This window comes from Streptomyces subrutilus (assembly GCF_001746425.1).
Lineage (GTDB): Bacteria > Actinomycetota > Actinomycetes > Streptomycetales > Streptomycetaceae > Streptomyces > Streptomyces subrutilus_A.
In genome coordinates this window covers 4,108,990-4,130,276 of record NZ_MEHK01000001.1, presented here as the reverse complement: position 1 = coordinate 4,130,276, position 21,287 = coordinate 4,108,990, and the positions used below count along the sequence as shown (strand labels likewise).

Here is a 21,287-nt window from a genome sequence, read left to right as displayed (position 1 = left end):
CCCGCCAGAACACCCCTCGTGAGCCTCTGTGGGGCTTGTAAACGGTGTCTGACCTGGGAGGTGACAAGTGACAAGACAAGCGACAAGACAAGGCACGCGACAAGCCAGACGACAAGCGACACGACAAGCCGTCACGGGACCACCTCCCAACGTTGGGAGGTGGTCCCGTGCTCATCAGGGAGCCCCGTCGTGCATGACCATACGCTCCAGAGCACCACCCCGCCCGCCCGCTACGGCGACCCGATCTACCACCCCACCCCGATCCCACCGCCGGTGATGCTGCCCGCCGAACTCCCGCCCGGAGTCGAGATGGTCACCCTCGCCGGCGGCTACCGCACCCTCGCCTACACCCGCCCCCAGCCCCCGCCCGCCCCAGCCGCACAACCGGTCCCGGCGTGGGCCAAGACGACCGCGCTCCTCGCCCCGACCGTCGGCTGTGGGATCGCCGCGGCCGGGTTCGGAATCTCCTACGCCGCCCCGGGACTGATCGCCATGACCGAAGCCCTCTGGGCCGCCATCGCCCTCATCGCCGCCGGCACCCTCGCCCCGATCCTGCACCGCGCCACCCGCGTCGGCCGGGGTGCGGCACCGGTGCAGCACGTCACCCAGCACATCACCGCGTCCGGAATGTTCGGCCGCGCCAACGGCACCATCAACCACCGCTAGGGAGCCCCATGGGAGACGTGCTCAAGACCGAGGGCGAACCCCCGTCGCCTGCGGCCCAGACGACCACCTGCATCCGATGTCACGGCATCGCCCGCTGGATCGAATGCCCCACCGGCGGTTGGTGGGCCCACGAACACTCACCCCGCCGACCACCACAACGCCGAACGTGATCCCGCCTTACACGGCGAAGGCGGCTTCGGTTTCACAAGAGTCGGACGCGCCCTCACCTCCCGCCCGTAAACGCGGAGGGCTCAGACGGTGAGTGCGGTCTGCGTGCCAGTGACCTGCCCGGGGATGATCGCCTGGCTCTGGACGCGGTGCATGACCCAGTGCTCCTTGACCCACTTGTGGTGCTTCTTATCGAGAGCCATGGTCAGGGCCTGGCCGTGGAGCTTGTCGTAGACGGGGTATGCCCTGGTCTCGGGTGTCACGTCGAGGGTGAGCGTTTTCGGGTCGATCGCGATCTGCCCAAGGTCGAACAGCCGGTGGACGTCCTTACGCAGCAGCAGGCCGCCGGCCTCCGCGTGCTCCGCCTTCGCCGCGTAGCTGTACAGGTGCGCGGCGTCCAAGACGCTCGCGGGCATCGGCCCGGTGAACGCGCAGGTCTCGCCGAAAGCTTCCAGCAGGGAGGCCCGGAACGCGGCCTGGCCCTTACGGACGCGGACCATTCGCTCGCTATGGCCACCGGCGATGACCTTGCGGGCCTTGTCGACGATGTTCAGGGAGGTGGCGTTCTTACCCGTCTCCACCCGATTACGGAAGTCCTCCCACCGCAGGCGGCGGAGGGCGTTCTGTGACTTGGGCTGCTCGCACAGGGCGCGTAGTTCCGGGGCGGTGACCTGGCCGCGCAGGTCGATCCAGCCGGCCTCGTGCTGGCTGCGGTAGGTCGTGACGTCCACCGTCTCGACGTGTGGTTCCTCGAACTCGAACTTGCAGGTATCGGTCCAGCACCGGTACTTCGGCGTCATCGTCTTGCGCTCGGCGATGTCGGCCTTGCCGCACTTGGGGCAGGAGCTGACGTCGGCCGTGCCGGTCCCGGTCTTGATGTCCTCGATGACGGACAGGCCCAGCAGGGTCTTCCCGTCCCACAGCACGATCGTGTCCCCGGCCTGGACCGTCGCCGAGTTCGGCACCCGACTGTTCCAGCTGTAGTGCGTCGAGGGGTGGTCGTCGTACCCCTGTCCCACGCGCTTGGGGTCCTCACCCAGGTACATCAGCCACGCCCTCAATGCGACTCCCTCTACGCCCGAAACCCGTCCCCCGTGCCCAGCCGCGCCTGGCGACTGGGTCGGACGGCTCACGTGATCAACGTATCGGGCCCCACTGACACTCCCGCCCGCCGGAGCCATCCTCCGACGCGGGAGGCCAGCGCCACCCGGCGCTGGAAGGGACGGCCGCCTCTCGCCAAAAGACTCGGCCGTCCCTCATCTCCCAGTCCTGACAGACCTTTGGAGGTCTTCAGCATGACCCACCTCACCGACATTCGGCGAGTACGCCGGCCCAGGGTCTTAGACCTGTACTGCCACCGCGGCGGCATGGCCATGGGCTACCACCAGGCCGGATTCGACGTCGTCGGCGTCGACCTTGATGGTGACTGCGCCACCGAGTACCCGTTCACGTTCATTCACGGCGACGCCATCGACTACCTCTACGCCCACGGCCACGAGTACGACCTGGTCCACGGCTCCCCGCCCTGCCAGAAGTACAGCCCCCTCAACGCCTACAACCACAAGAGCTATCCGGACCTGATCGCCCCCACCAGGGCGGCGATGCGCGCCGTGGGCCGGCCGTACGTGATCGAGAACGTAGAGGCCGCCCGCCCCGAACTCATCGATCCGACCCTGTTGTGTGGACCGATGTTCGGCCTGCGGATGTACCGCCACCGGCTCTTCGAGACCTCGTTCCCCCTCACCGCTCCCGTCCATCCCCCGCATGGGCCGCTGTGCACGAGGAACGGCTACCTCCCCACCAGCGACCGCCCGTTCATGACCATCACGGGCGGCCGCCACTCCAAGGCATGGCAACGCGCGGCCGCTGAGGCCATGGGCACCCCGTGGATCACCACCATCCAAGGCGTCTGCGAGGCCATCCCGCCCGCCTACGCCCGCTGGATCGGACAGCGAGCCCTTACCCACGTGGCGACCGAGGCGGTGGCCGCGTGAACGAGAACGCGCTGAGTACGGCTCTGGCCCTCGCCGAACGCGGCTGGCCCGTCTTCCCTCTCCGTCCCAGGTCCAAGGTCTCCGCCCTGCACGGCGAGACCCGCTGCCCCCGCACCGGACAGTGCACCGCCGGGCACGCCAAGCCCGAGCAGCGCGCCACCACCGACCCCGGCAAGATCCGCACCGCGTGGGCGGCCGGGGCGTTCAACATCGGGTTGGCGACCGGTCCCGCCGGACTCGTCGTCATCGACCTCGACGCACCCAAGCCGTCCGACCCACCCGGCACCCACCACGGCCGCGAGATCCTCCACAACCTGTGCACGAGTCTGGGCGAAACGCTCCCGGACACGTACACGGTGGCCACCCCGTCCGGCGGGCTGCACCTGTACTTCACCGCCCCGCCCGGCACCAGGATCCGTTCCAACCAGGACATCCTCGGCCGGCACATCGACCACCGCGCCTGGGGCGGATACGTCGCTGCCCCCGGCAGCACCCTCCCCGGTGGCCGCTACGAGACCACCGACGACCGGCCGCCCGCCACCCTCCCCGCCTGGATGCACGCCCGCCTCACCGCGCCGCCCCGCATCAAGGCCGTCCCGCTCCAGCAACACACCGCAAAGCCCACAGGACGCAGGGCTGCGTACGCGGATGCCGCCCTACGCAACGAGACAGCCAACGTGGCGGCGGCGGCCGAGGGCGGCCGGAACGCCGCACTCGTACGGGCCACACGGGCCCTGGGGCGGCTGATCGCGTCCGGCGATCTCGACCGCGTCCAGGTTGAAGAGGCTCTTAGCCGGGGGGGGGAAACGGCCGGCCTGAAGCCCTACGAATACCGCTCCGCCATCACCAGCGCCCTCAACTGGTCCATCGCCAACAACCCCGGCGGCCGGAGCACAGCATGAGCCGCCGCCAACACCCCCCAGCTAAGAGCCCTGCCCCCACCCCTGCCGGGATCAGCTCCGCCGAACCGACCCCCACCCAGGACGGGAGTGGCGCGCCGAAGGTCGTCGCCGAAGGCGTCCCTTCATCCCTTCGCCCTGACCCTCGCGCCGACGACGGGCGCCGCCCCGTCGCGTGGCTCCACATCGTCGCGCCTGGACGCGGCGTGACCCCGTCCGTCAGGTCCTGGTGCGCGTGCGGCAGGGACCTGTTCGCCGCCGGGCAGGACCGCGCGCTCGCGCTGATCGCCGACCACGAACGGCACCGCACTCTGTGTCCCCACCTCACCCCCGCCAAGGAAGGGAAGGCCGCCTGATGAGCGACCGCAAGCCCCCGGCCGCGCCCATCGACGGCGCCGCTCTGCTCGACGAAGTGGAAGCCTTCCACCGACGCTTCAACGTCTTCCCGCGGGAAGCGGCCTACGTCGCGGTCACCCTGTGGGACGCGCACGCCCACCTCATCGACGCGTTCGACGGCACCGCCCGCATCGCGTTCCTGTCCCCCGAACCCGGATCGGGCAAGTCCCGCGCCCTGGAGATCATCGAAACCCTGACCCCCCGGGCCGCCACCACGGTCAACGCGTCCCCGAACGCGCTCTTCCGGCTGGTCGACGCGCCCGAAGGTCCCCCGACACTCCTCTTCGACGAGATCGACACCGTGTTCGGGCCCAAGGCCGGAGACAACGAACCCGTCCGCGGGTTCTTGAACTCCGGCTACCGCCGCGGCGGCAACTCCCTGCGCTGCGTGGGTGAAGGCGCCAACCAGACTGCCGCGTGGTTCTCGTCGTTCTGCGCGGTCGCCATGGCCGGCCTCGGCTCCCTGCCCGACACGATCCTGTCCCGCTCGGTCATCATCCGCATGCGCAAGCGCGCTCCGAACGAGACGTGCGAGCCCTACCGCCGGCGCGTCCACGAGAAGCAGGGCCACGCCCTGCGCGACCGCCTCGCCAAATGGGCGGACACCGTCCGCGAACAGGTCTCCGAAGCGTGGCCCAAGATGCCCGAAGGCGTCACCGACCGGCCTGCCGACGTCTGGGAGCCCCTCCTGGCCGTCGCGGACGCCGCCGGAGGCGACTGGCCGGAGCGGGCCCGCGCCGCCTGCGTCGAGCTGATCAACGCGGCCCACGACAACGAGGAAGCCTCCCTCGGGATCCGGCTCCTGACCGACCTGCGCGACAGGGTGTTCTGCGGAGCCGACCGGATGCCCACCGCCGTCATCCTCGAGTGCCTCCTCTCCCTCGATGACTCGCCATGGGCCGACCTGGACGACAAGCCGATTACCTCACGCACTCTGGCGAAGATGCTCGGCCAGTACGTCACCCCCGCGAACAAGCCCATCAGGCCCCGCACCTTCCGCATGCCTTCCGGGACACCCAAGGGCTACTTCGCGGAAGACCTCTCCGATGCCTGGACCCGCTACTGTCCCCCGCCCCCTCTCAAGTCCGCAACATCCGCAACATCCGCAACATCGCAGGCCACAGGCGGTGAATCCGTTGCGGATAGCCCCATCGGCATCCGCAACGCGGCACCGGAAACCGCCACACTCCCGCTCCACATCGCAGGCTGAGCAGCCCTGCTCCCGTGAGTGCCGCCGCACCGACGTGTGGCGGCACTCATCCGCAACAAATCCGCGAGCCGCAACAAGCGCAGTCGTCTGACCAGCCATGTTGCGGTGTTGCGGCTGTTGCGGATTCCCAGGGTCCAGACAGGGCCACACGATCACCAAGGAGACATGAGCCGTGACCACCACCGCACAGCCCGTCGACCGGGTGCTCTACACCGTGAAGGCAGCCGCCGAGCTGCTCTCGCTCAGTCGCTCCACCGTCTACGAGCTGATGGCCGCGGGCGACCTGCCCTTCGTCAAGCTCGGCCGGGCCCGCCGCATCAAGCGGGCCGACATCGACCGCTTCGCCGCCCAACTCCAGCCGCAGTCCATCTGATCTCGACACCACCACAGGCGGCCCCCGGACACCCGGGGGCCGCCTTCCGCATGGAGGAGCACAGGAGTCCATGAGCACCCGTAAGCCGAACATGGAGTCGTCCATCTACTTGGGTAGTGACGGGTGGTGGCACGGACGCGTCACGATGGGCGTGAAGTCCGACGGCGGCCCCGACCGCCGGCACCGCCGGGCCAAGACCGAGACCGCGGTCGCCAAGAAGGTCCGCGAGCTGGAGAAGCTGCGCGACGAGGGGCGCGCCACGAAGGCCGGGCGGAAGCCGACCGTCGCGGAGTGGATGGACACGTACCTGTCGACCATCGCGAGCCTGAAGCTGAAGCCGCGGTCGCTGGACGACTACTGGTCGAAGACCCGCAACGACATCATCCCGGGCATCGGCAAGCACCGCCTCGACAAGCTCGCCCCCGAGCACCTGGAGGTGATGTATGCGGCCATGCTCGAGGACGGGCACGCCGCCTCGCATGTGTTGAAGGTGCACCGGATCCTGTCCCGCGCCCTGAAGATCGCCCACCGCCGCCGGATCATCAACGAGAACGTCGCCACTCTCGTGGACCCGCCGTCCGTGGACGAGACGGAGGCGAACCCGTTCTCACGCGATGAATCGAAGGCGTTCCTCGCCGCCGCCGCGAAGCGTCCGACGTTCATGCGGTGGGCGATCGGTGTCGGCATGGGCTTCCGGCAGGGTGAGGCCCTGGGCCTGCGCTGGTCGTACGTGGACCTGACGCACGGACTGTTCCACCCCGCCTGGCAGCTCCAGCGGCTCACCTGGAAGCACGGCTGCAAGGACCCACGGGCCTGCGGCGATCGGCTCCACCGGTTCGAGCCGTGCCCGCCCGACTGCCAGGCGCACAAGGGCTACGTCCGCGGCTGCCCGCCGCCGTGCCCCACGACGTGCCGGCGGCACGCCAGCACCTGTCCGGAGCGGAAGGGCGGGGGGCTGGCCTTCACGCGGCCCAAGACGAAGAAGAGTCAGAACCCCGTGCCGATCCCGCCGCCCTTCCTGCCCTACCTCCAGGAGCACAAGGAGAGGCAGGAAGAGCAGCGGAGGGCGGCCGGGGAGCTGTGGGAGGAGTGCGACGCGGTATTCACCCGCGAAGACGGCCGGCCCTTGGACCCTCGGGCCGACTGGGCGGAATTCAAGGAGCTCCTCGACGAAGCCGGCATCAGCGACCGCCGCCAGCATGACGGGAGCCGTCACACGGCGGGGACGATCCTCAACGAATTGGGGGTGGACATGCCCACCATCATGGAGATCCTTCGGCACACCCAGATCAGCCAGACGCGCCGCTACGTGAAGGGCCGCTCCGAGCTCTCTCGTGAAGCGATGCGGCGGATGGGCGAGGCGTTCATGCCGGCCCCCGCACCCGGCCCCGCGCAGGCTTCCGCACCTGGCCCCGGACCCCTGTCTGAGACCAGAACTGAGACAGAGAGCACCCGCGCGGCCCGGGCCCGGCGGCGCCGCAAGATTCGGTGAAACACGAAAGCCCAGCTCAGACGACGTCTGGGCTGGGCCTTCCGCTGGGCCCCCTGTCGGATTCGAACCGACGACCTACGCATTACAAGTGCGTTGCTCTGGCCGGACTGAGCTAAGGAGGCGCGTGCCGCGTGCCGCGATGCCGGGCACGGAGCGGCTTCACTCTACACAGCAGGCCGATACCGAAGCCATCACGTGGTGAATCGATGCCTTCCCGGTGCTGACAGGAGGCGGGCGGGCGGGTAGCGTCGAGCGGAGTTCAGGTGACTGGACTAGACCTTCCACTCGGATCGTCCGGCACGTTCCTGCCGGTAGAAGGGATTCACCACCCATGGCTTCTGTCACTTTCGACAAGGCGACCCGTCTGTACCCCGGCGGCGACAAGCCCGCCGTCGACCAGCTGGAGCTGGAGATCGAGGACGGCGAGTTCCTCGTCCTCGTCGGCCCCTCCGGCTGCGGCAAGTCCACCTCGCTGCGCATGCTCGCCGGCCTGGAGGACGTCAACGGCGGCGCCATCCGCATCGGTGACCGCGACGTCACGCACCTGCCGCCCAAGGACCGGGACATCGCGATGGTGTTCCAGAACTACGCGCTCTACCCGCACATGTCCGTCGCCGACAACATGGGCTTCGCGCTCAAGATCGCCGGCGAGGACAAGGCCACCATCCGCCGCAAGGTGGAGGACGCCGCGAAGATGCTGGACCTGACCCAGTACCTCGACCGCAAGCCCAAGGCGCTCTCCGGCGGCCAGCGCCAGCGCGTCGCCATGGGCCGGGCCATCGTGCGCAAGCCGCAGGTCTTCCTCATGGACGAGCCGCTGTCGAACCTCGACGCCAAGCTCCGCGTGTCGACCCGCACCCAGATCGCGGCGCTCCAGCGCGACCTCGGCATCACCACCGTCTACGTCACCCACGACCAGGTCGAGGCCATGACCATGGGCGACCGGGTGGCCGTGCTGAAGGACGGCCTGCTCCAGCAGGTCGACACCCCGCGCAACATGTACGACCGCCCGGCGAACCTGTTCGTCGCGGGCTTCATCGGATCCCCGGCCATGAACCTGGTCGAGGTCCCGATCGCCGACGGCGGCGTGAAGTTCGGCGACAGCGTGGTGCCGGTGTCGCGCGAGGCGCTGTCGGCCGCCGCCGACGCGGGCGACCGCACCGTCACGGTGGGCGTGCGCCCCGAGCACTTCGACATCGCCGAGAGCGGCGGCCTGACGATCACGGTGAACGTGGTCGAGGAACTCGGCGCCGACGGCTACGTCTACGGCTCCACCGACAAGGCCGCCGGCGCGCAGGACCTCGTGGTCCGCGTCAACGGCCGCCAGGTGCCCGAGAAGGGCTCGAGCCTGCACGTGGTGCCGCGGGTCGGCGAGATCCACGTGTTCTCGACGTCCTCCGGTGCGCGGCTCTCCGACTAGCGGGCCGCCGCAGGGTGTTGGAGGGGCGTCCCCGTCGGGGGCGCCCCTCTCCCGTACCCGCACACTCGCCGCCGGCGGGGCATGAACCCCGCCAGACCGGGCCATTCAGCCCCACCCGTCAACCCATAATTCGAAAAGCCACGTCGAACCATCCCCCGACAGGGTGACTAAATGTCGCCAAATCTTCACCGAGCGCTACTCTCGCCCTCGTGACCCACACTGCCCGCCGTATCGGCCGTTCCCTCGCCCTGGTCCTGCCCGTCGTCCTGGTCCTGTCCGGGACCCTCGCGGTCACCATGGTCCCCTGGGCGGACACCTCTTCGTCCCAGATCCTGACCGCGTCCGCCGAGGACGTCTCCGTGCCCGCCAAGCCGCGCCCCGCGCCGCACGAAGTGCTGCGCGACACGCTCGTCGGCGAGATCCAGCAGGGCAAGGAGCCGGGTGACGTGCTCACCCACCTCCAGCAGGAGGTGGACAAGCGGCCCTCGCTCGCGGCGCACTGCGTGGGCATCGCCCGGGCGCTGGGCCGGGCCGCGGTCGACGCCTACGGCCCGACGAAGGCGCAGTCCTTCGCCCGTCCCGTCTGCGACACCTCGTACGCGTCCGGCGTCGCCTCCATGGGCTGAGGCGCACCCCGTCCCTAGTCTGGCCCGCATGACCGACACTCCCCGATCCGTCCCTCCCGCAGCCGCGTTCCCCGCCGCCCCCGCCCAGGCAGTCGTCCTGGCGGGCGGCCAGGGTTCGCGGCTGCGTCCGTATACGGACGACCGCCCCAAGCCGATGGTGGAGATCCCGGGCACGGGGGTGCCGATCATCGGGCACCAGCTGGCCTGGCTGGCGTCGGAGGGGGTCACGGACGCCGTGGTCTCCTGCGGGCACCTGGCGGGCGTGCTCCAGGAATGGCTGGGGCAGGCGGAGTTGCCCCTGCGGGTGACGACGGTGGTGGAGGAGGAGCCGCTGGGGCGCGGCGGGGGCTTGAAGTACGCGGCGCGCCACCTGCCGCACCCCGAACGGTCCTGGTACGCGACGAACGGTGACGTCTGGACCCGGTTCTCGCTGCGCGAGATGGCCGCCTTCCACGCGGAGCGCGGTGCGGTGGCGACGCTGGCGCTGGCCCGTCCGCGGATTCCGTGGGGGGTGGTGGAGACGAACGAGTTCGGGCAGGTGCTGGACTTCATCGAGGCCCCGCCGTCGCCGTATCCGGTCAACGCGGGCGTGTACGTCTTCGGGCCCGAATTCGCGGCGCTGCTGCCCGACTTGGGCGACCACGAGCGGACGACCTTCCCGCGGCTGGCGCGGGAGCGGCGGCTGGCGGGCTTTCCGCTGCCCCAGGGGGCCTACTGGCGGGCGATCGACACGGCGAAGGACCTGACCGAGGCGGCACGGGAGTTGGCGTCGCAGACGGCCTCCTGAGCCTTTTCGCACGCCTGCCCGCTCTTCGTCCGGCCCGGCCTTCCTCCCCCGTCTTCACGATGCTCCGCGCGCCCGGGACGCGCGGAGGGGCCCGGCACGCAGTGCGCGCCGGGCCCCGGTGCTGTCGGTGCCGGTCGGTTCCGGACGGCCGGGTTCAGCCGAGAAGGCCTCCGACCAGACCGGGCTGCCTGGTCGGGGTGCTGCTGCCGCCGGTGGTGCTCCCGGACGAGGCCGGCGGCTTCTGCGGGGCGGACTGGCGGGGGGTGCTGCGGGGGGTCTGCCGGCCGGTGGCGCCCTTGGTGGCGCTGGGCGACTGGGAGCCCGTACCGGCGGTCTCGCGGGCGGGGCCGCCGGAGGCGCCCTTGCCGGACTTCGCGGCGGGTTCGGAGGCACTGGCCGAGGGCTGTGCGGACTTGGCGGGCTGCTGCGGGGACTGCTGCTGCGGCCGGCGGGCCGGCTCCTGCGGGAGCGGACGGCCGGGCAGGTAGTTGCTGGGGGCCTGGCCGGGCCCGGGGACGGTGACGACGGTGGTGGAGCGGACGGCCCCGCCGAGGAGCGAGCCGACGAGCAGGGTGAGCCCGCAGATGACGCCGGCCATGAGGGCTCCGCGGCGCAGGACGCGCCGACGCAGCCGCCAGATCTCGGAGCGCGGTCCGAGGGTGCGCCAGGCCTCGCCGGCGAGGCGTCCGTCCAGGGAGTAGACGGGGGCGCCGGCGATGATCAGCGGGCTCCAGGCGGCGAGGTAGATGATGTCCGGCGCGTCATAGGCGGGGACGGTCTTCCAGCTGACGGTCATCAGCAGAGCGGCGGAGAGCAGCGCCCCGAAGCAGGCGGCGAACCGCTGCCAGAGCCCGAAGACGGTCAGGACGCCGACGATGACCTGGAGGAAGGCCACGCTCAGGCCGGCGCCGACGGGGTGCGCGAGGGCGAAGTCGCGCAGGGGCTCGGCGAGGGCCCAGGGGTGGAGGGTGTGCAGCCAGGTGACCATGGAGCCGCGCTCGCCGCCGTCGAAGTAGACGGGGTCGCACAGCTTGCCCATGCCGGCGTAGATGGAGATGAAGCCGAGGAAGACGCGCAGCGGGAGCAGGACGACGCCGAGGTTCATGCGGCGGCCCGGGTAGTAGGAGGCCTGTCCGCGGGAGTCGCCGCCGCGCCGGGATTCGGTGCCGGGGTCGGGGGCTCCGCCGCCGTGGGCGAGCCCGCGCGGCAGGTCCCGCACGGCGGCCGGGGGGCGGGTCTCGTCGGGGGCGCCGTAGGTGCGCTGGCCGATGACGGTGGGGGTGGTGAGGGTGTCGTCGGCGAGGTCGTGGGCCAGGTCGAGGCGCGGGATGACCTGGGTGGCGCCGCCGTCGTACCCGTCGTTGCCGCGGCCGGCTTCGCGTACGGCCTGGAGGAGCCCGCCCATGGCCGCTCCGTCGCCGGGGGCGGCCTTGCCGCTCCAGACGACGGGGGCTCTGCGGCGGGTGGCTCCGGCCGCGGCGACCACGGCACCGCCGAGGACGGGGGCGCGGCCGGGGGCGTTCGCGGGCTTGGAACGCGCGCTCGGGCTCGGTGCGAGCCGCACGCGGAAGCTGGCGTGGTTGACGATGACCTGTGCGGGATCGCACGGCACCTTGACCATGCTCAGCGCGGGCTGGTCGTCGAACCCTGACGTTCTGGTGTCCACACTCATCTAACCGAGTGATCAGTGTTTAGGACACTGCCTTGACAGGAGGGATCTGTCCGAGGCCCGTCAAGATCAAGCCACCCCGCCCGAATCGGGCGGGGTGACAGCCACACGTGTCACTTTCCGTGAGCCAAGTGGATCAAGCGGATCGGCCGGACGGGGCCGACCGCCGCCCGGATCAGGTGCGGCCGCGGTCCGCGCGGCGGCGGGCCGCCTCGTAGAGCACCACGCCGGCCGCGACACCGGCGTTGAGGGACTCGGCACCGCCCGGCATCGGGATGCGCACGAGGTAGTCGCAGTTCTCTCCCACGAGGCGGCCGAGGCCCTTGCCCTCGGAGCCGACGACGATGACGACGGGGCCGGCCAGCGCCTCCAGGTCGTTGACCGTGTGCTCGCCCTCGGCGGCGAGGCCGACGATCGCGATGCCGGCCTTCTTGTACTCCTGCAGGGCGCGGGTCAGGTTGGTGACGCGGGAGACCGGGGTGCGGGCGGCGGTGCCGGCCGAGGTCTTCCAGGCGCCGGCGGTCATGCCGGCGGCGCGGCGCTCGGGGATGACCACGCCGTGGCCGCCGAAGGCGGAGACGGAGCGGACGATCGCGCCGAGGTTGCGCGGGTCGGTCACTCCGTCGAGGGCGACGATCAGGGGGTCCTCGCCGTTGTCGTACGCGGCCGCGGTCAGGTCCTCGGGGTGCGCGTACTCGTACGGCGGGACCTGGAGGACCAGGCCCTGGTGGTTGAGCCCGTTGGTCATGCGGTCGAGCTCGGGGCGCGGCGCTTCCATCAGGTTGATGTTGCCGCGCTCGGACGCGAGCTGGAGGGCCTCGCGGACGCGCTCGTCGTTGTCGATGAACTGCTGGACGTACAGGGTCGTGGCGGGTACGCCGTCACGCAGCGCCTCGAAGACCGGGTTGCGGCCGACGACCATCTCGCTGGTGCCCTTGGCGCCGCCGCGACGGGGCGCCGGGCGGCGCTTGGCGGCCTGGCGGGCCATGGCGTTGCTGATGCGGTTCGCCTTGTGCTTCTTGCGGTCCTCGGCCTTGGGCGTGGGGCCCCTGCCTTCCAGACCCTTGCGCCGCTGGCCACCGCTGCCGACCGTCGCGCCCTTCTTGTTGGACGTGCGGCGGTTCCTGCGCTGGCTGTTCCCGGCCATGACTTCTACCTGTTTCGTTGATGCTGCGGTATGTACGTATGAAGAGTGTGCCGCCCGGAGCGCCGGGCGGCACACCAAGCTCAGCTGCCCGGGCTCAGCGGGGACCGAGCGTCCAGCGCGGGCCCGTCGGACTGTCCTCGATCACCAGGCCGGACTGCTGGAGCTGGTCGCGGATGGCGTCGGCGGTCGCCCAGTCCTTGCGGGCCCGGGCGGACTCGCGCTGCTCCAGGACGAGGCGTACGAGGGTGTCGACGGCGCCGTGGAGGTCCTCGCCGCGGTCGGTCTCGCCGGCCCAGTGCGGGTCGAGCGGGTCCAGGCCGAGGACGCCCAGCATGGCGCGCACCTCCGACAGGCGCGCGATGGCCGCGTCCTTGTCGTCGGCGGCCAGCGCGCTGTTGCCCTGGCGGACGGTGGTGTGGACGATCGCGAGCGCCTGCGGGACGCCGAGGTCGTCGTCCATGGCCTCGGCGAACGCCGGCGGGACCTCGGCGGCGGGCTCTACGGGCTTTCCGGCCTTCTCGATGACGCGCTGGTAGAAGCCCTCGATCCGCGCGAAGGCGGACTCGGCCTCGCGCAGCGCCTCCTCGCTGTACTCGATCATCGACCGGTAGTGCGGGGTGCCGAGGTAGTAGCGCAGGACGATCGGGCGCCACTGCTTGACCATCTCGGAGACGAGGACCGAGTTCCCGAGGGACTTGGACATCTTCTCGCCCGACATGGTCACCCAGGCGTTGTGGACCCAGTAGTTCGCGAACTCGTCGCCGAAGGCCTTGGCCTGGGCGATCTCGTTCTCGTGGTGCGGGAAGATCAGGTCCAGGCCGCCGCCGTGGATGTCGAAGGCCTCGCCCAGGTACTTGTGCGCCATGGCGGAGCACTCCAGGTGCCAGCCGGGGCGGCCGCGGCCCCACGGGGTCTCCCAGGAGGGCTCGCCGGGCTTGACGGACTTCCACATGGCGAAGTCGCGGGGGTCGCGCTTGCCGGTCTCGCCGGTGGACTCCGGCTGGCGGATGTTGTCGAGCTCCTGGCGGGACAGCGAGAGGTAGCCGGGGTGGGACTTCACGTCGAAGTAGACGTTGCCCTCGGACTCGTAGGCGTGGCCGCGCTCGATGAGGCCGCGCATCATCTCGACCATCTCGGTGACGTGGCCGGTGGCGCGGGGCTCGTAGGTGGGCGGGAGGCAGCCGAGGGCGGCGTAGCCGTCGTTGAAGGCACGCTCGTTCTCGTAGCCGATCGACCACCAGGGGCGGCGCTGCTCGGCGGACTTCGCGATGATCTTGTCGTCGATGTCCGTGACGTTGCGGATGAAGGTGACCTCGTAGCCCCGGTACTCGAACCAGCGGCGCATCATGTCGAAGTTGAGGCCCGACCGGATGTGCCCGATGTGCGGGGCAGCCTGCACCGTGGCGCCACAGAGGTAGATCGAGACACAGCCCGCGGCGAGCGGGGTGAAGTCACGGATCTGCCGGGCGCTGGTGTCGTACAGGCGAATAGTCACGGCATCCAGGGTAGTGCGCCTGTAGCAGTGCCCCGCGACCCTTTGGGGACGCGGGGGCCTCTTTGTTGCGGAAGAAGTGCCTCCGTACGTCGCACTACGCGCGGTTCGTCCGGTACACGAGGGCTGTCGCGATGGCGGCGAGGCCTTCGGCGCGACCGGTGAGGCCCAGGCCGTCGGTGGTGGTCCCGGACACCGAGACGGGGGCGCCCGCCGCGGCGGCGAGCGCCTTCTGTGCCTCTTCGCGCCGCTTGCCGATCTTCGGGCGTACGCCGATCACCTGGACGGCGATGTTGCCGATCTCGAATCCCTCGGCGCGGACGATGCGGGCGGCCTCCGCCAGGAGGGTGACGCCGGCGGCTCCGGACCACTCGGGACGGGAGGTGCCGAAGTGCGCGCCGAGGTCGCCGACGCCGGCGGCGGAGAACAGGGCGTCGCAGGCGGCGTGCGCGGCGACGTCGCCGTCGGAGTGCCCGGCGAGGCCGTCCTCGCCCTCCCACAGCAGCCCGGCGCACCACAGCTCGCGGCCGGTCTCGAAGGCGTGCACGTCGGTTCCGATCCCGACGAGCGGGATGAGCGGGGCCGGGGGCGCGGCGGGGGCTGCGGCGGCGGGGCCCGCGCCGTGGTCCGCCGGACCTGCGGGGCTAGTACGCATCGGTGGCCCTCCTGCGGGCGAGTACGGCCTCGGCGAGGACCAGGTCGAGGGGGCGGGTGACCTTGAAGGCCTCTTCGTGGCCGGGAACCACGACGACGGTGACGCCGAGGCGCTCGACCATGCCCGCGTCGTCGGTGGCTCCCTCGCCGGCCACGGCGATCTCCTCGTGCGCGCGGACGAGGGTGGCGCGGTCGAAGCCCTGCGGGGTCTGCACGGCGCGCAGCCGGGCCCGCTCGGGGGTGGCGACGACGGGCTCGGGCTCGCCGGGCTTGCCGGGCTCGACCTCCTTGACGGTGTCGGCCAGGGGCAGGGCGGGCACCACGGCGGGAGCCCCGTCGCGTACGGCTTCGACGACGGAGTCCACCGTGTCGACGGGGACGAGCGGGCGGGCCGCGTCGTGGATGAGTACGGAGGTGACGTCCTGCGGCAGCGCGCCGAGGCCGGCGCGCACGGACTCCTGGCGGGTCTCCCCGCCGGGCACGACCACGATCTCGGTGCGGTCGGGCAGGGCGTGCTCGTCAAGGAGGAGCCGTACGCCGTCGGCTCCGTCGGGCGGGGCGACGACGACCACGAGGGAGACCGCGCGAGAGCGTGCCATGGCCCGGACGGCGTGGACGAGCATCGGGATCCCGCCGAGGGCGCGCAGGGCCTTGGGGGCGCCGGGGCCGAGGCGTACCCCGCGGCCGGCGGCCGGGATCACCGCGGCGGTGCGGTGGGGGCGCGTTTCGTCAGACATCAGTAGGTAGCTCCGAGCCAGGTTTGTGACTTCGGCCGACATGGGTATGGCCTGAAGGGTGCCGGGTGCGACGCCCTCGCCCCTTCCGTGACGACCGGTCGAGCACGCTGCCCGGGCCCGGCACGCCAGTGAGACGGGTCAAAAAAGTAGTCAAAAAAGGTATGGGTGCAGACATGCCGCAGCGCCCGGCAACAGGCCCCTCGTGGAGGAGGGGCCTAGTCAGCGGGCACCGCGGCACAACTGTGTACACATTGTTCTGCTGAACACTGTTTGCTGTACGGGGTCTCACGTCAGGACGCGAGCACCTCGTCGAGGAGGGCCTCGGCCTTGTCCTCGTTCGTGTTCTCGGCGAGCGCGAGTTCGCTCACCAGAATCTGGCGCGCCTTGGCGAGCATGCGCTTCTCACCCGCGGAAAGCCCGCGCTCACGCTCACGACGCCACAGGTCACGCACGACTTCGGCGACCTTGATGACATCGCCAGAAGCGAGCTTCTCCAGATTTGCCTTGTAGCGCCGGGACCAGTTCGTCGGCTCTTCTGCATACGGTGCGCGGAGCACCTCGAAGACCCGGTCCAGCCCGTCCTGGCCGACTACGTCGCGAACGCCGACGAACTCCGCATTGTCCGCAGGCACACGAACCGTCAGGTCGCCCTGGGCGACCTTGAGCACCAAGTAGGTCTTGTCCACGCCTTTGATCTGACGAGTCTCAATGGCCTCGATCAGCGCGGCCCCGTGATGGGGATAGACCACGGTGTCGCCAACCTTGAACGTCATGTGACAGGTACCCCTTCCGTGGCTATCCAGGGTAACACGAGAACTGACTGTTATGAATGGCGTTTTCGCAGGTCAGAGCACATCTCAGGGCTTGACAACAGCGACAGGAACGTGCTGCGGAGGGCTTGCGGAAGGGGGTATTCGCAGGTCGGGGGGGCTGTGCGGACCGGGCGAAAGGGCCACGCTACACCCGCCCGGCTCCCCCATCAGTGTGAGGTACGTCCCATTTTGCCGGTTTCGGAGTCGGGAAACCGAACTACTCCGTTCGACTGGCGGCGCGGCGCGCGGAACGGTTCCGGCCCAATCCTGAATTGATCACGCGGCGGCGTTCGGCGGAATCCCGAAATTGATCACCCGAGGGTCCGCCACGCGATATGCGGGGCGCCGGATGATCGCCGCGCGTTCGTCTCGCGATCACGGCGCGATCGCCTCGTGAGCGGCGCGGTGATCGTGAGGCGGAAAGCGAGATCGCGGGAGGGTGGCGCGGACCCCGGCAGGGTGGCCGCCATGCTGCGGAGGGTCGGGTGCGGGGGCGGGGCGGCGGCTCGGTAACCTAAGGCCCGCTGACACACCCTTAGAGCGGCTTCACCTCGGCCGTTCCCAAGGGAGCCCACCCTCCCGTTCCGTACGTCCAAGGAGTTGCCGCCGCCGTGAGCCGCAGCCTTCGACGCGGCGCCCTCGCCGCCACCGCCGTCGTGTTCTCGATCGCCTCGCTGGCCGCATGCGCAGCGGGCAACGACGCGGAGACCCTCCGCATCAAGCCGGACAACGCCGCCGTCACCAAGGGCGAGATCATGGTCCAGAACGCACTGGTGATCAGCCAGGGCGCGAAGGACAAGAAGGGCCCGGCCGCCGTTTCCGCGACGGTCTTCAACTCGGGCACCAAGGAGCAGACGCTTGACGGCATCACCCTCCCGGGTGGCAAGGGCAAGGTCGTACTGAAGGCGGCCACGGGCACCGGCAAGATCGTCGTGCCGGCCGGCGGCTCGGTGGTCCTGGGCGGCAAGGGCAACGCCTCCGCCATGATCGAGAACGGCGCCGAGGCGGCCAAGGACGGCGACGTCCAGAAGGTCGTCTTCCAGCTGAGCAGCACCGGCGACGTCGAGCTGCAGGCCTTCGTGGTCCCGGCCACCGGCATGTACGCGGGCTACGGCCCGACGGCGCCCCCGGCCGCGGGCCCCGTCCCGTCGGGCAGCCCCTCGGGCACCCCGTCCGGCGCGCCTTCGGGCAGCCCGTCCGGCGCCGCCTCGGGCGCCCCGTCCGGCGCCGCCTCGGGCACGCCGTCGGGCGCCCCGTCGGGTTCCGCCTCGCACAGCGCCGGCCACTGAGCCCGTAGCGCACCGCACGCAAGGGAAGGGCCCCGGTCGCAGACGCGACCGGGGCCCTTCCCTCATCCCTGCGACGTGGCCGCTCCGGCTTACGGCTCGAACTTGCAGCCGAGGCCGCGCACCGTGACCGGGTGGCGCGGCGCGCCCGGGTCCGGCTCGAACCCCATCCCGCGTGCGCGCGCCGTCGGCTTACGGCTCGAACTTGTAGCCCAGGCCGCGCACCGTGACCAGGTAGCGCGGCGCGCCCGGGTCCGGCTCGATCTTGGCGCGCAGGCGCTTGACGTGGACGTCCAGGGTCTTGGTGTCGCCGACGTAGTCGGCGCCCCAGACCCGGTCGATCAGCTGCATGCGGGTCAGTACGCGGCCCGCGTTGCGCAGCAGCATCTCCAGCAGGTCGAACTCCTTCAGCGGGAGGTCGACCTTTCCGCCCGCGACGGTGACCACGTGGCGGTCGACGTCCATCCGTACGGGGCCCGCCTCCAGGGCCGCCGGGGTGACCTCCTCCGGCTCGCCGCGGCGGCGCAGCACCGCGCGGATGCGGGCGACCAGCTCCCGCGAGGAGAAGGGCTTCGTGACGTAGTCATCGGCTCCTATTTCCAGCCCGACGACCTTGTCGATCTCGCTGTCCTTGGCGGTCACCATGATCACGGGGACGTTGGAGCGGCCGCGCAGCTGCCGGCAGACCTCGGTACCGGGCAGGCCGGGGAGCATCAGGTCCAGGAGGACGAGGTCGGCGCCGTTGCGCTCGAACTCGTCCAGCCCGTCGGGCCCGGTCGCGGCGATGGCGACCTCGAAGCCCTCCTTGCGGAGCATGTAGGACAGGGCGTCGCTGAATGATTCCTCATCCTCGACGACGAGCACTCGGGTCACGGAAGGACCTCCGGGGCAGGAATGGCTGTTGCTGGTTCAGTCAGGGGTGACGCGGGTGCGGGGGTCGTCGCCGGGGCCGGCGCGGCCGCTTCGGGGAGTCGCAGCGTGAACGTGGAGCCCTGGCCCTCCGAGCTCCACACCGACACCTCCCCGCCGTGCGAGGCGGCCACGTGCTTCACGATCGCGAGGCCGAGGCCGGTGCCTCCCGTGGCGCGGGAGCGGGCCGGGTCCACGCGGTAGAAGCGCTCGAAGATGCGCTCGCGGTCCTTTTCCGGGATGCCGATGCCCTGATCGGTCACGGCGATCTCGATCAAGTCTCCTCCCGGAGCCGCGACCCTGCGTCCGGCTATGCCGACGCGGGTGCGGGCCGGGCTGTAGTTGACGGCGTTCTCGACCAGGTTTCCGAGGGCCGCCGCGAGCTGTCCGCGGTGGCCCCAGACGCGCAGGTCGGCGGTGCCGCCCGCGGCCATGGTGATCTGCTTGGAGGAGGCGGTGTGCCGGCAGCGGTCGATCGCCTCCGCCACCAGGGTGTCCACGCGGACGGGCTCGGCGTCCTCCAGCGGGTCGTCGTTCTGCACCCGGGAGAGGTCGATGAGCTCCTGTACGAGGTTGATCAGGCGGGTGGCCTCGATCTGCATCCGGCCGGCGAAGCGGCTGACCGCCTCGGGGTCGTCCGCGGCGTCCATGACGGCCTCGGAGAGCAGGGAGATCGCTCCGACCGGGGTCTTCAGCTCGTGGGACACGTTGGCGACGAAGTCGCGGCGCACGGCCTCGATGCGGCGGGCCTCGGTCAGGTCCTCGACCAGGAGGAGCACCAGGCGGGAGCCGAGCGGGGCGACGCGCGCCGAGACGGCGAGGGCCTCGCCGCGGCCGGTGCCGCGCCGGGGCAGGTCCAGCTCGACCTGGCGTATCTCGCCGTCACGGCGGGTGTCGCGGGCCATGTGGAGCATGGGCTCGACGGCGAGCTTGCCGCCGCGGACCAGTCCGAGGGCGTACGCCGCCGAGCTGGCCTTGACCACCGCGTCCCCCTCGTCGAGAACGACGGCGGAGGAGCGGAGCACGGAGAGGACGGTGTCCACGCCGGGCGGGAGTACCGCGTTGATGTCGGGGCGCATGGAGCTCCGGGTGGGGCGGGCTTGGTCGCGCTCGCTCCAGCGGAACGCCAGCATCGCGATCACACCGGTGCAAAGACCGGCGATCGCTGCAGCTGCGGCGACCGCCGCGTTCACGTCCATGCATCCAGGTTAAGCAGGCACGACGACACTTCCACAGCCGTTCGGGTGCCCCCTCGAACACTCGTCGCCCAGAGTTCACCCTGGCGACGGGGTTGATTCATTTGTGATGCCGGAGTCGGACGCGTTTACGGCTCACCGTGTCAACGTGGGGCCAGCGGCCGCCCCGGCCGGCCCCCGGGCAGTAGTGCTGTAGGTCAAGAGAGGGACACCAGACATGCGTGACGCGTACCACGAGGAACTGGACTCGATCGGAGAGGGCCTGGTCGAGATGGCCCGGCTGGTCGGTTCCGCGATCGGGCGGGCCACGACGTCCATGCTCGACGCCGACCTGAAGCTCGCCGAGAGTGTCATCGCCGCCGACCAGAAGGTCGACGACCTCCAGCACGACCTGGAGGCCCGCGCGATCGCCCTGCTGGCCCGGCAGCAGCCGGTCGCCACCGACCTGCGCATCGTCGTGACCTCGCTGCGGATGAGCGCGGACCTGGAGCGCAGCGGCGACCTGGCCCAGCACGTGGCGAAGCTCGCCCGGCTGCGCTTCCCGGACACCGCCGTGCCGCGGGACCTGCACGCCACCATCCTGGAGATGGGGCAGCTGGCGCAGCGCCTGATGGCGAAGGCGGCCGAGGTCATCATCACCAAGGACGTCGACCTGGCGCTCCAGCTGGAGCAGGACGACGACGAGATGGACCAGCTGCACCGCACGCTGTTCCAGCACCTGATGGACGACCGCTGGAAGCACGGCATCGAGACGGCCGTGGACGTGACCCTGCTGGGCCGCTACTACGAGCGCTTCGCGGACCACGCGGTCTCGGTGGCCAAGCGCGTGGTGTACCTGGTGACGGGCGAGCACGCGGACGAGCTCCAGCCGCCGACGCAGGTCGACGGCGTCTGAGCACGGCCGGGGCGCGAGCCCCCATGCGCCGTTGACGCGCCGGTGCGGCTGGGCATGAATGAGGCGAGGCGGTCCGTCGTACGGCGGCCCGTACGCCGCCTGTGCGAGGAGGAACCATGCCCGATTCCCCCGTCCCCATCACACCGGAACAGGAGCAGCCGCCCCGGCCGGAGCCGCTGCGCCTCCCGCTGCTCGCAGCGTGCGGCTGCGGCTCGGGCTGCGGCTGCGGATGCCAGTCCGGCGCGCCGTGCCAGTGCGGCGGCTGATCCCGCCGCCCGAACCCCGAGGGCCCCGTCCACGCCGACCGGGCGCGACGGGGCCCTCGCACTCCCGGCCGAAACCGCGTCATCCGCCGCGAGGCGTGACGTGCCGGTATCGAGCAGCCCCGTCCCCCGGACGGCGAAAAGCCCCCTGCCCGCGGGGAAACCGCGGGCAGGGGGCCGCTTCGTGCGCGGGCGT

22 protein-coding genes and 1 tRNA gene are annotated in these 21,287 nt (G+C 70.9%); 13 read left to right on the top strand and 10 right to left on the bottom strand.

Translation table 11 applies throughout. The features are described from left to right. The first annotated feature begins 189 nt into the window (after positions 1 to 189). Positions 190 to 666 (top strand): hypothetical protein, encoded by a 477-nt coding sequence (locus BGK67_RS19615; RefSeq protein WP_069921301.1) that lies wholly within the window; start codon positions 190 to 192, stop codon positions 664 to 666. A 251-nt stretch (positions 667 to 917) separates the two neighbouring features. Here BGK67_RS19615 and BGK67_RS19610 read toward each other — a convergent pair whose 3' ends face one another. Beyond that, a complete protein-coding gene (locus BGK67_RS19610; protein ID WP_069921300.1) occupies positions 918 to 1,880 on the bottom strand; it encodes an HNH endonuclease in 963 nt (320 codons plus the stop codon). Positions 1,881 to 2,129: 249 nt separating this feature from the next. Between BGK67_RS19610 and BGK67_RS19605 the strand changes: the two genes are divergently transcribed. From BGK67_RS19605 to BGK67_RS19585, 6 genes are all read left to right on the top strand, one after another. Beyond that, positions 2,130 to 2,828: a DNA cytosine methyltransferase gene (locus tag BGK67_RS19605; RefSeq protein ID WP_069923978.1), complete on the top strand. Its 699-nt coding sequence runs from the start codon at positions 2,130 to 2,132 to the stop codon at positions 2,826 to 2,828. Further along, positions 2,825 to 3,730, top strand: a complete 906-nt coding sequence (locus BGK67_RS19600; protein WP_069921299.1) for a bifunctional DNA primase/polymerase — start codon at positions 2,825 to 2,827, stop codon at positions 3,728 to 3,730. The genes BGK67_RS19605 and BGK67_RS19600 overlap by 4 nt, the downstream gene beginning before the upstream one ends. A gap of 203 nt (positions 3,731 to 3,933) precedes the next feature. Continuing rightward, entirely contained in the window at positions 3,934 to 4,083 is a 150-nt protein-coding gene (locus tag BGK67_RS38955; protein ID WP_167739521.1) for a hypothetical protein, read from the top strand. Beyond that, the gene (locus tag BGK67_RS19595) at positions 4,083 to 5,333 is read left to right on the top strand and encodes a DUF3631 domain-containing protein (RefSeq protein ID WP_069921298.1); all 1,251 of its coding nucleotides are present in this window, start codon (positions 4,083 to 4,085) and stop codon (positions 5,331 to 5,333) included. Before BGK67_RS38955 ends, BGK67_RS19595 begins: the two co-directional genes overlap by 1 nt. Positions 5,334 to 5,505: 172 nt before the next feature. Then, a complete protein-coding gene (locus BGK67_RS19590) occupies positions 5,506 to 5,706 on the top strand; it encodes a helix-turn-helix domain-containing protein (RefSeq protein WP_069921297.1) in 201 nt (66 codons plus the stop codon). A gap of 70 nt (positions 5,707 to 5,776) precedes the next feature. Next, positions 5,777 to 7,198 carry a tyrosine-type recombinase/integrase gene (locus BGK67_RS19585; RefSeq protein ID WP_069921296.1) on the top strand — a complete coding sequence of 474 codons (1,422 nt, stop codon included), beginning with the start codon at positions 5,777 to 5,779 and terminating at the stop codon, positions 7,196 to 7,198. 47 nt (positions 7,199 to 7,245) lie between these two features. Here the strand turns inward: BGK67_RS19585 and BGK67_RS19580 are convergent. Next, a tRNA-Thr gene (locus BGK67_RS19580) sits at positions 7,246 to 7,320 on the bottom strand. 209 nt (positions 7,321 to 7,529) lie between these two features. Between BGK67_RS19580 and BGK67_RS19575 the strand changes: the two genes are divergently transcribed. From BGK67_RS19575 to BGK67_RS19565, 3 genes are all read left to right on the top strand, one after another. Next, positions 7,530 to 8,618 carry an ABC transporter ATP-binding protein gene (locus tag BGK67_RS19575; RefSeq protein ID WP_069921295.1) on the top strand — a complete coding sequence of 363 codons (1,089 nt, stop codon included), beginning with the start codon at positions 7,530 to 7,532 and terminating at the stop codon, positions 8,616 to 8,618. A 209-nt stretch (positions 8,619 to 8,827) separates the two neighbouring features. Then, the gene (locus BGK67_RS19570; protein WP_069921294.1) at positions 8,828 to 9,244 is read left to right on the top strand and encodes a hypothetical protein; all 417 of its coding nucleotides are present in this window, start codon (positions 8,828 to 8,830) and stop codon (positions 9,242 to 9,244) included. 28 nt (positions 9,245 to 9,272) lie between these two features. Further along, entirely contained in the window at positions 9,273 to 10,031 is a 759-nt protein-coding gene (locus BGK67_RS19565) for a nucleotidyltransferase family protein (protein WP_069921293.1), read from the top strand. A 154-nt stretch (positions 10,032 to 10,185) separates the two neighbouring features. On the opposite strand, the gene BGK67_RS19560 is transcribed toward BGK67_RS19565, so the two are convergent. The 6 genes from BGK67_RS19560 to BGK67_RS19535 all read right to left on the bottom strand — a co-directional run bounded on the left by BGK67_RS19560 (position 10,186) and on the right by BGK67_RS19535 (position 16,503). Further along, complete coding sequence (locus tag BGK67_RS19560) at positions 10,186 to 11,703, bottom strand: DoxX family protein (protein ID WP_069921292.1); 1,518 nt, start codon at positions 11,701 to 11,703, stop codon at positions 10,186 to 10,188. 172 nt (positions 11,704 to 11,875) lie between these two features. After that, positions 11,876 to 12,847 carry a 23S rRNA (guanosine(2251)-2'-O)-methyltransferase RlmB gene (gene rlmB, locus BGK67_RS19555; protein WP_069921291.1) on the bottom strand — a complete coding sequence of 324 codons (972 nt, stop codon included), beginning with the start codon at positions 12,845 to 12,847 and terminating at the stop codon, positions 11,876 to 11,878. 94 nt (positions 12,848 to 12,941) lie between these two features. Next, entirely contained in the window at positions 12,942 to 14,342 is a 1,401-nt protein-coding gene (gene cysS, locus BGK67_RS19550) for a cysteine--tRNA ligase (RefSeq protein WP_069921290.1), read from the bottom strand. Between the two features lie 94 nt (positions 14,343 to 14,436). Then, positions 14,437 to 14,994: a 2-C-methyl-D-erythritol 2,4-cyclodiphosphate synthase gene (gene ispF, locus BGK67_RS19545; RefSeq protein WP_244291267.1), complete on the bottom strand. Its 558-nt coding sequence runs from the start codon at positions 14,992 to 14,994 to the stop codon at positions 14,437 to 14,439. After that, positions 14,984 to 15,730: a 2-C-methyl-D-erythritol 4-phosphate cytidylyltransferase gene (gene ispD / locus BGK67_RS19540; RefSeq protein ID WP_069921289.1), complete on the bottom strand. Its 747-nt coding sequence runs from the start codon at positions 15,728 to 15,730 to the stop codon at positions 14,984 to 14,986. The genes ispF and ispD overlap by 11 nt, the downstream gene beginning before the upstream one ends. 290 nt (positions 15,731 to 16,020) lie before the next feature. Continuing rightward, the gene (locus BGK67_RS19535) at positions 16,021 to 16,503 is read right to left on the bottom strand and encodes a CarD family transcriptional regulator (RefSeq protein WP_003953493.1); all 483 of its coding nucleotides are present in this window, start codon (positions 16,501 to 16,503) and stop codon (positions 16,021 to 16,023) included. 650 nt (positions 16,504 to 17,153) lie between these two features. Between BGK67_RS19535 and BGK67_RS19530 the strand changes: the two genes are divergently transcribed. Beyond that, positions 17,154 to 17,831 carry a copper chaperone PCu(A)C gene (locus BGK67_RS19530; RefSeq protein WP_069921288.1) on the top strand — a complete coding sequence of 226 codons (678 nt, stop codon included), beginning with the start codon at positions 17,154 to 17,156 and terminating at the stop codon, positions 17,829 to 17,831. Positions 17,832 to 18,020: 189 nt separating this feature from the next. Here the strand turns inward: BGK67_RS19530 and BGK67_RS19525 are convergent, their stop codons facing one another. Both BGK67_RS19525 and BGK67_RS19520 read right to left on the bottom strand, forming a co-directional pair. Further along, entirely contained in the window at positions 18,021 to 18,701 is a 681-nt protein-coding gene (locus BGK67_RS19525) for a two-component system response regulator PhoP (protein ID WP_030387286.1), read from the bottom strand. After that, on the bottom strand, positions 18,698 to 19,936 hold the full coding sequence (locus BGK67_RS19520; protein ID WP_069921287.1) for a two-component system sensor histidine kinase PhoR: 1,239 nt from the start codon (positions 19,934 to 19,936) through the stop codon (positions 18,698 to 18,700). Before BGK67_RS19520 ends, BGK67_RS19525 begins: the two co-directional genes overlap by 4 nt. A 214-nt stretch (positions 19,937 to 20,150) precedes the next feature. On the opposite strand from BGK67_RS19520, the gene phoU reads away from it, so the two are divergent. Beyond that, positions 20,151 to 20,828 (top strand): phosphate signaling complex protein PhoU, encoded by a 678-nt coding sequence (gene phoU / locus BGK67_RS19515; protein ID WP_069921286.1) that lies wholly within the window; start codon positions 20,151 to 20,153, stop codon positions 20,826 to 20,828. Between the two features lie 116 nt (positions 20,829 to 20,944). Next, positions 20,945 to 21,094 (top strand): hypothetical protein, encoded by a 150-nt coding sequence (locus BGK67_RS38950; protein ID WP_167344738.1) that lies wholly within the window; start codon positions 20,945 to 20,947, stop codon positions 21,092 to 21,094. The last annotated feature ends 193 nt before the right edge of the window (positions 21,095 to 21,287 follow it).

Excerpts from the sequence above, each read along its gene's own strand:
- BGK67_RS19610 (WP_069921300.1), bottom strand. The coding sequence starts at position 1,880 with ATGTACCTGGGTGAGGACCCCAAGCGCGTGGGACAGGGGTACGACGAC.
- BGK67_RS19605 (WP_069923978.1), top strand. The coding sequence starts at position 2,130 with ATGACCCACCTCACCGACATTCGGCGAGTACGCCGGCCCAGGGTCTTA.
- BGK67_RS19595 (WP_069921298.1), top strand. The coding sequence starts at position 4,083 with ATGAGCGACCGCAAGCCCCCGGCCGCGCCCATCGACGGCGCCGCTCTG.
- BGK67_RS19585 (WP_069921296.1), top strand. The coding sequence starts at position 5,777 with ATGAGCACCCGTAAGCCGAACATGGAGTCGTCCATCTACTTGGGTAGT.
- BGK67_RS19575 (WP_069921295.1), top strand. The coding sequence starts at position 7,530 with ATGGCTTCTGTCACTTTCGACAAGGCGACCCGTCTGTACCCCGGCGGC.
- BGK67_RS19565 (WP_069921293.1), top strand. The coding sequence starts at position 9,273 with ATGACCGACACTCCCCGATCCGTCCCTCCCGCAGCCGCGTTCCCCGCC.
- BGK67_RS19560 (WP_069921292.1), bottom strand. The coding sequence starts at position 11,703 with ATGAGTGTGGACACCAGAACGTCAGGGTTCGACGACCAGCCCGCGCTG.
- rlmB (WP_069921291.1), bottom strand. The coding sequence starts at position 12,847 with ATGGCCGGGAACAGCCAGCGCAGGAACCGCCGCACGTCCAACAAGAAG.
- ispF (WP_244291267.1), bottom strand. The coding sequence starts at position 14,994 with ATGCGTACTAGCCCCGCAGGTCCGGCGGACCACGGCGCGGGCCCCGCC.
- ispD (WP_069921289.1), bottom strand. The coding sequence starts at position 15,730 with ATGTCTGACGAAACGCGCCCCCACCGCACCGCCGCGGTGATCCCGGCC.
- BGK67_RS19535 (WP_003953493.1), bottom strand. The coding sequence starts at position 16,503 with ATGACGTTCAAGGTTGGCGACACCGTGGTCTATCCCCATCACGGGGCC.
- BGK67_RS19520 (WP_069921287.1), bottom strand. The coding sequence starts at position 19,936 with ATGGACGTGAACGCGGCGGTCGCCGCAGCTGCAGCGATCGCCGGTCTT.
- phoU (WP_069921286.1), top strand. The coding sequence starts at position 20,151 with ATGCGTGACGCGTACCACGAGGAACTGGACTCGATCGGAGAGGGCCTG.
- BGK67_RS38950 (WP_167344738.1), top strand. The coding sequence starts at position 20,945 with ATGCCCGATTCCCCCGTCCCCATCACACCGGAACAGGAGCAGCCGCCC.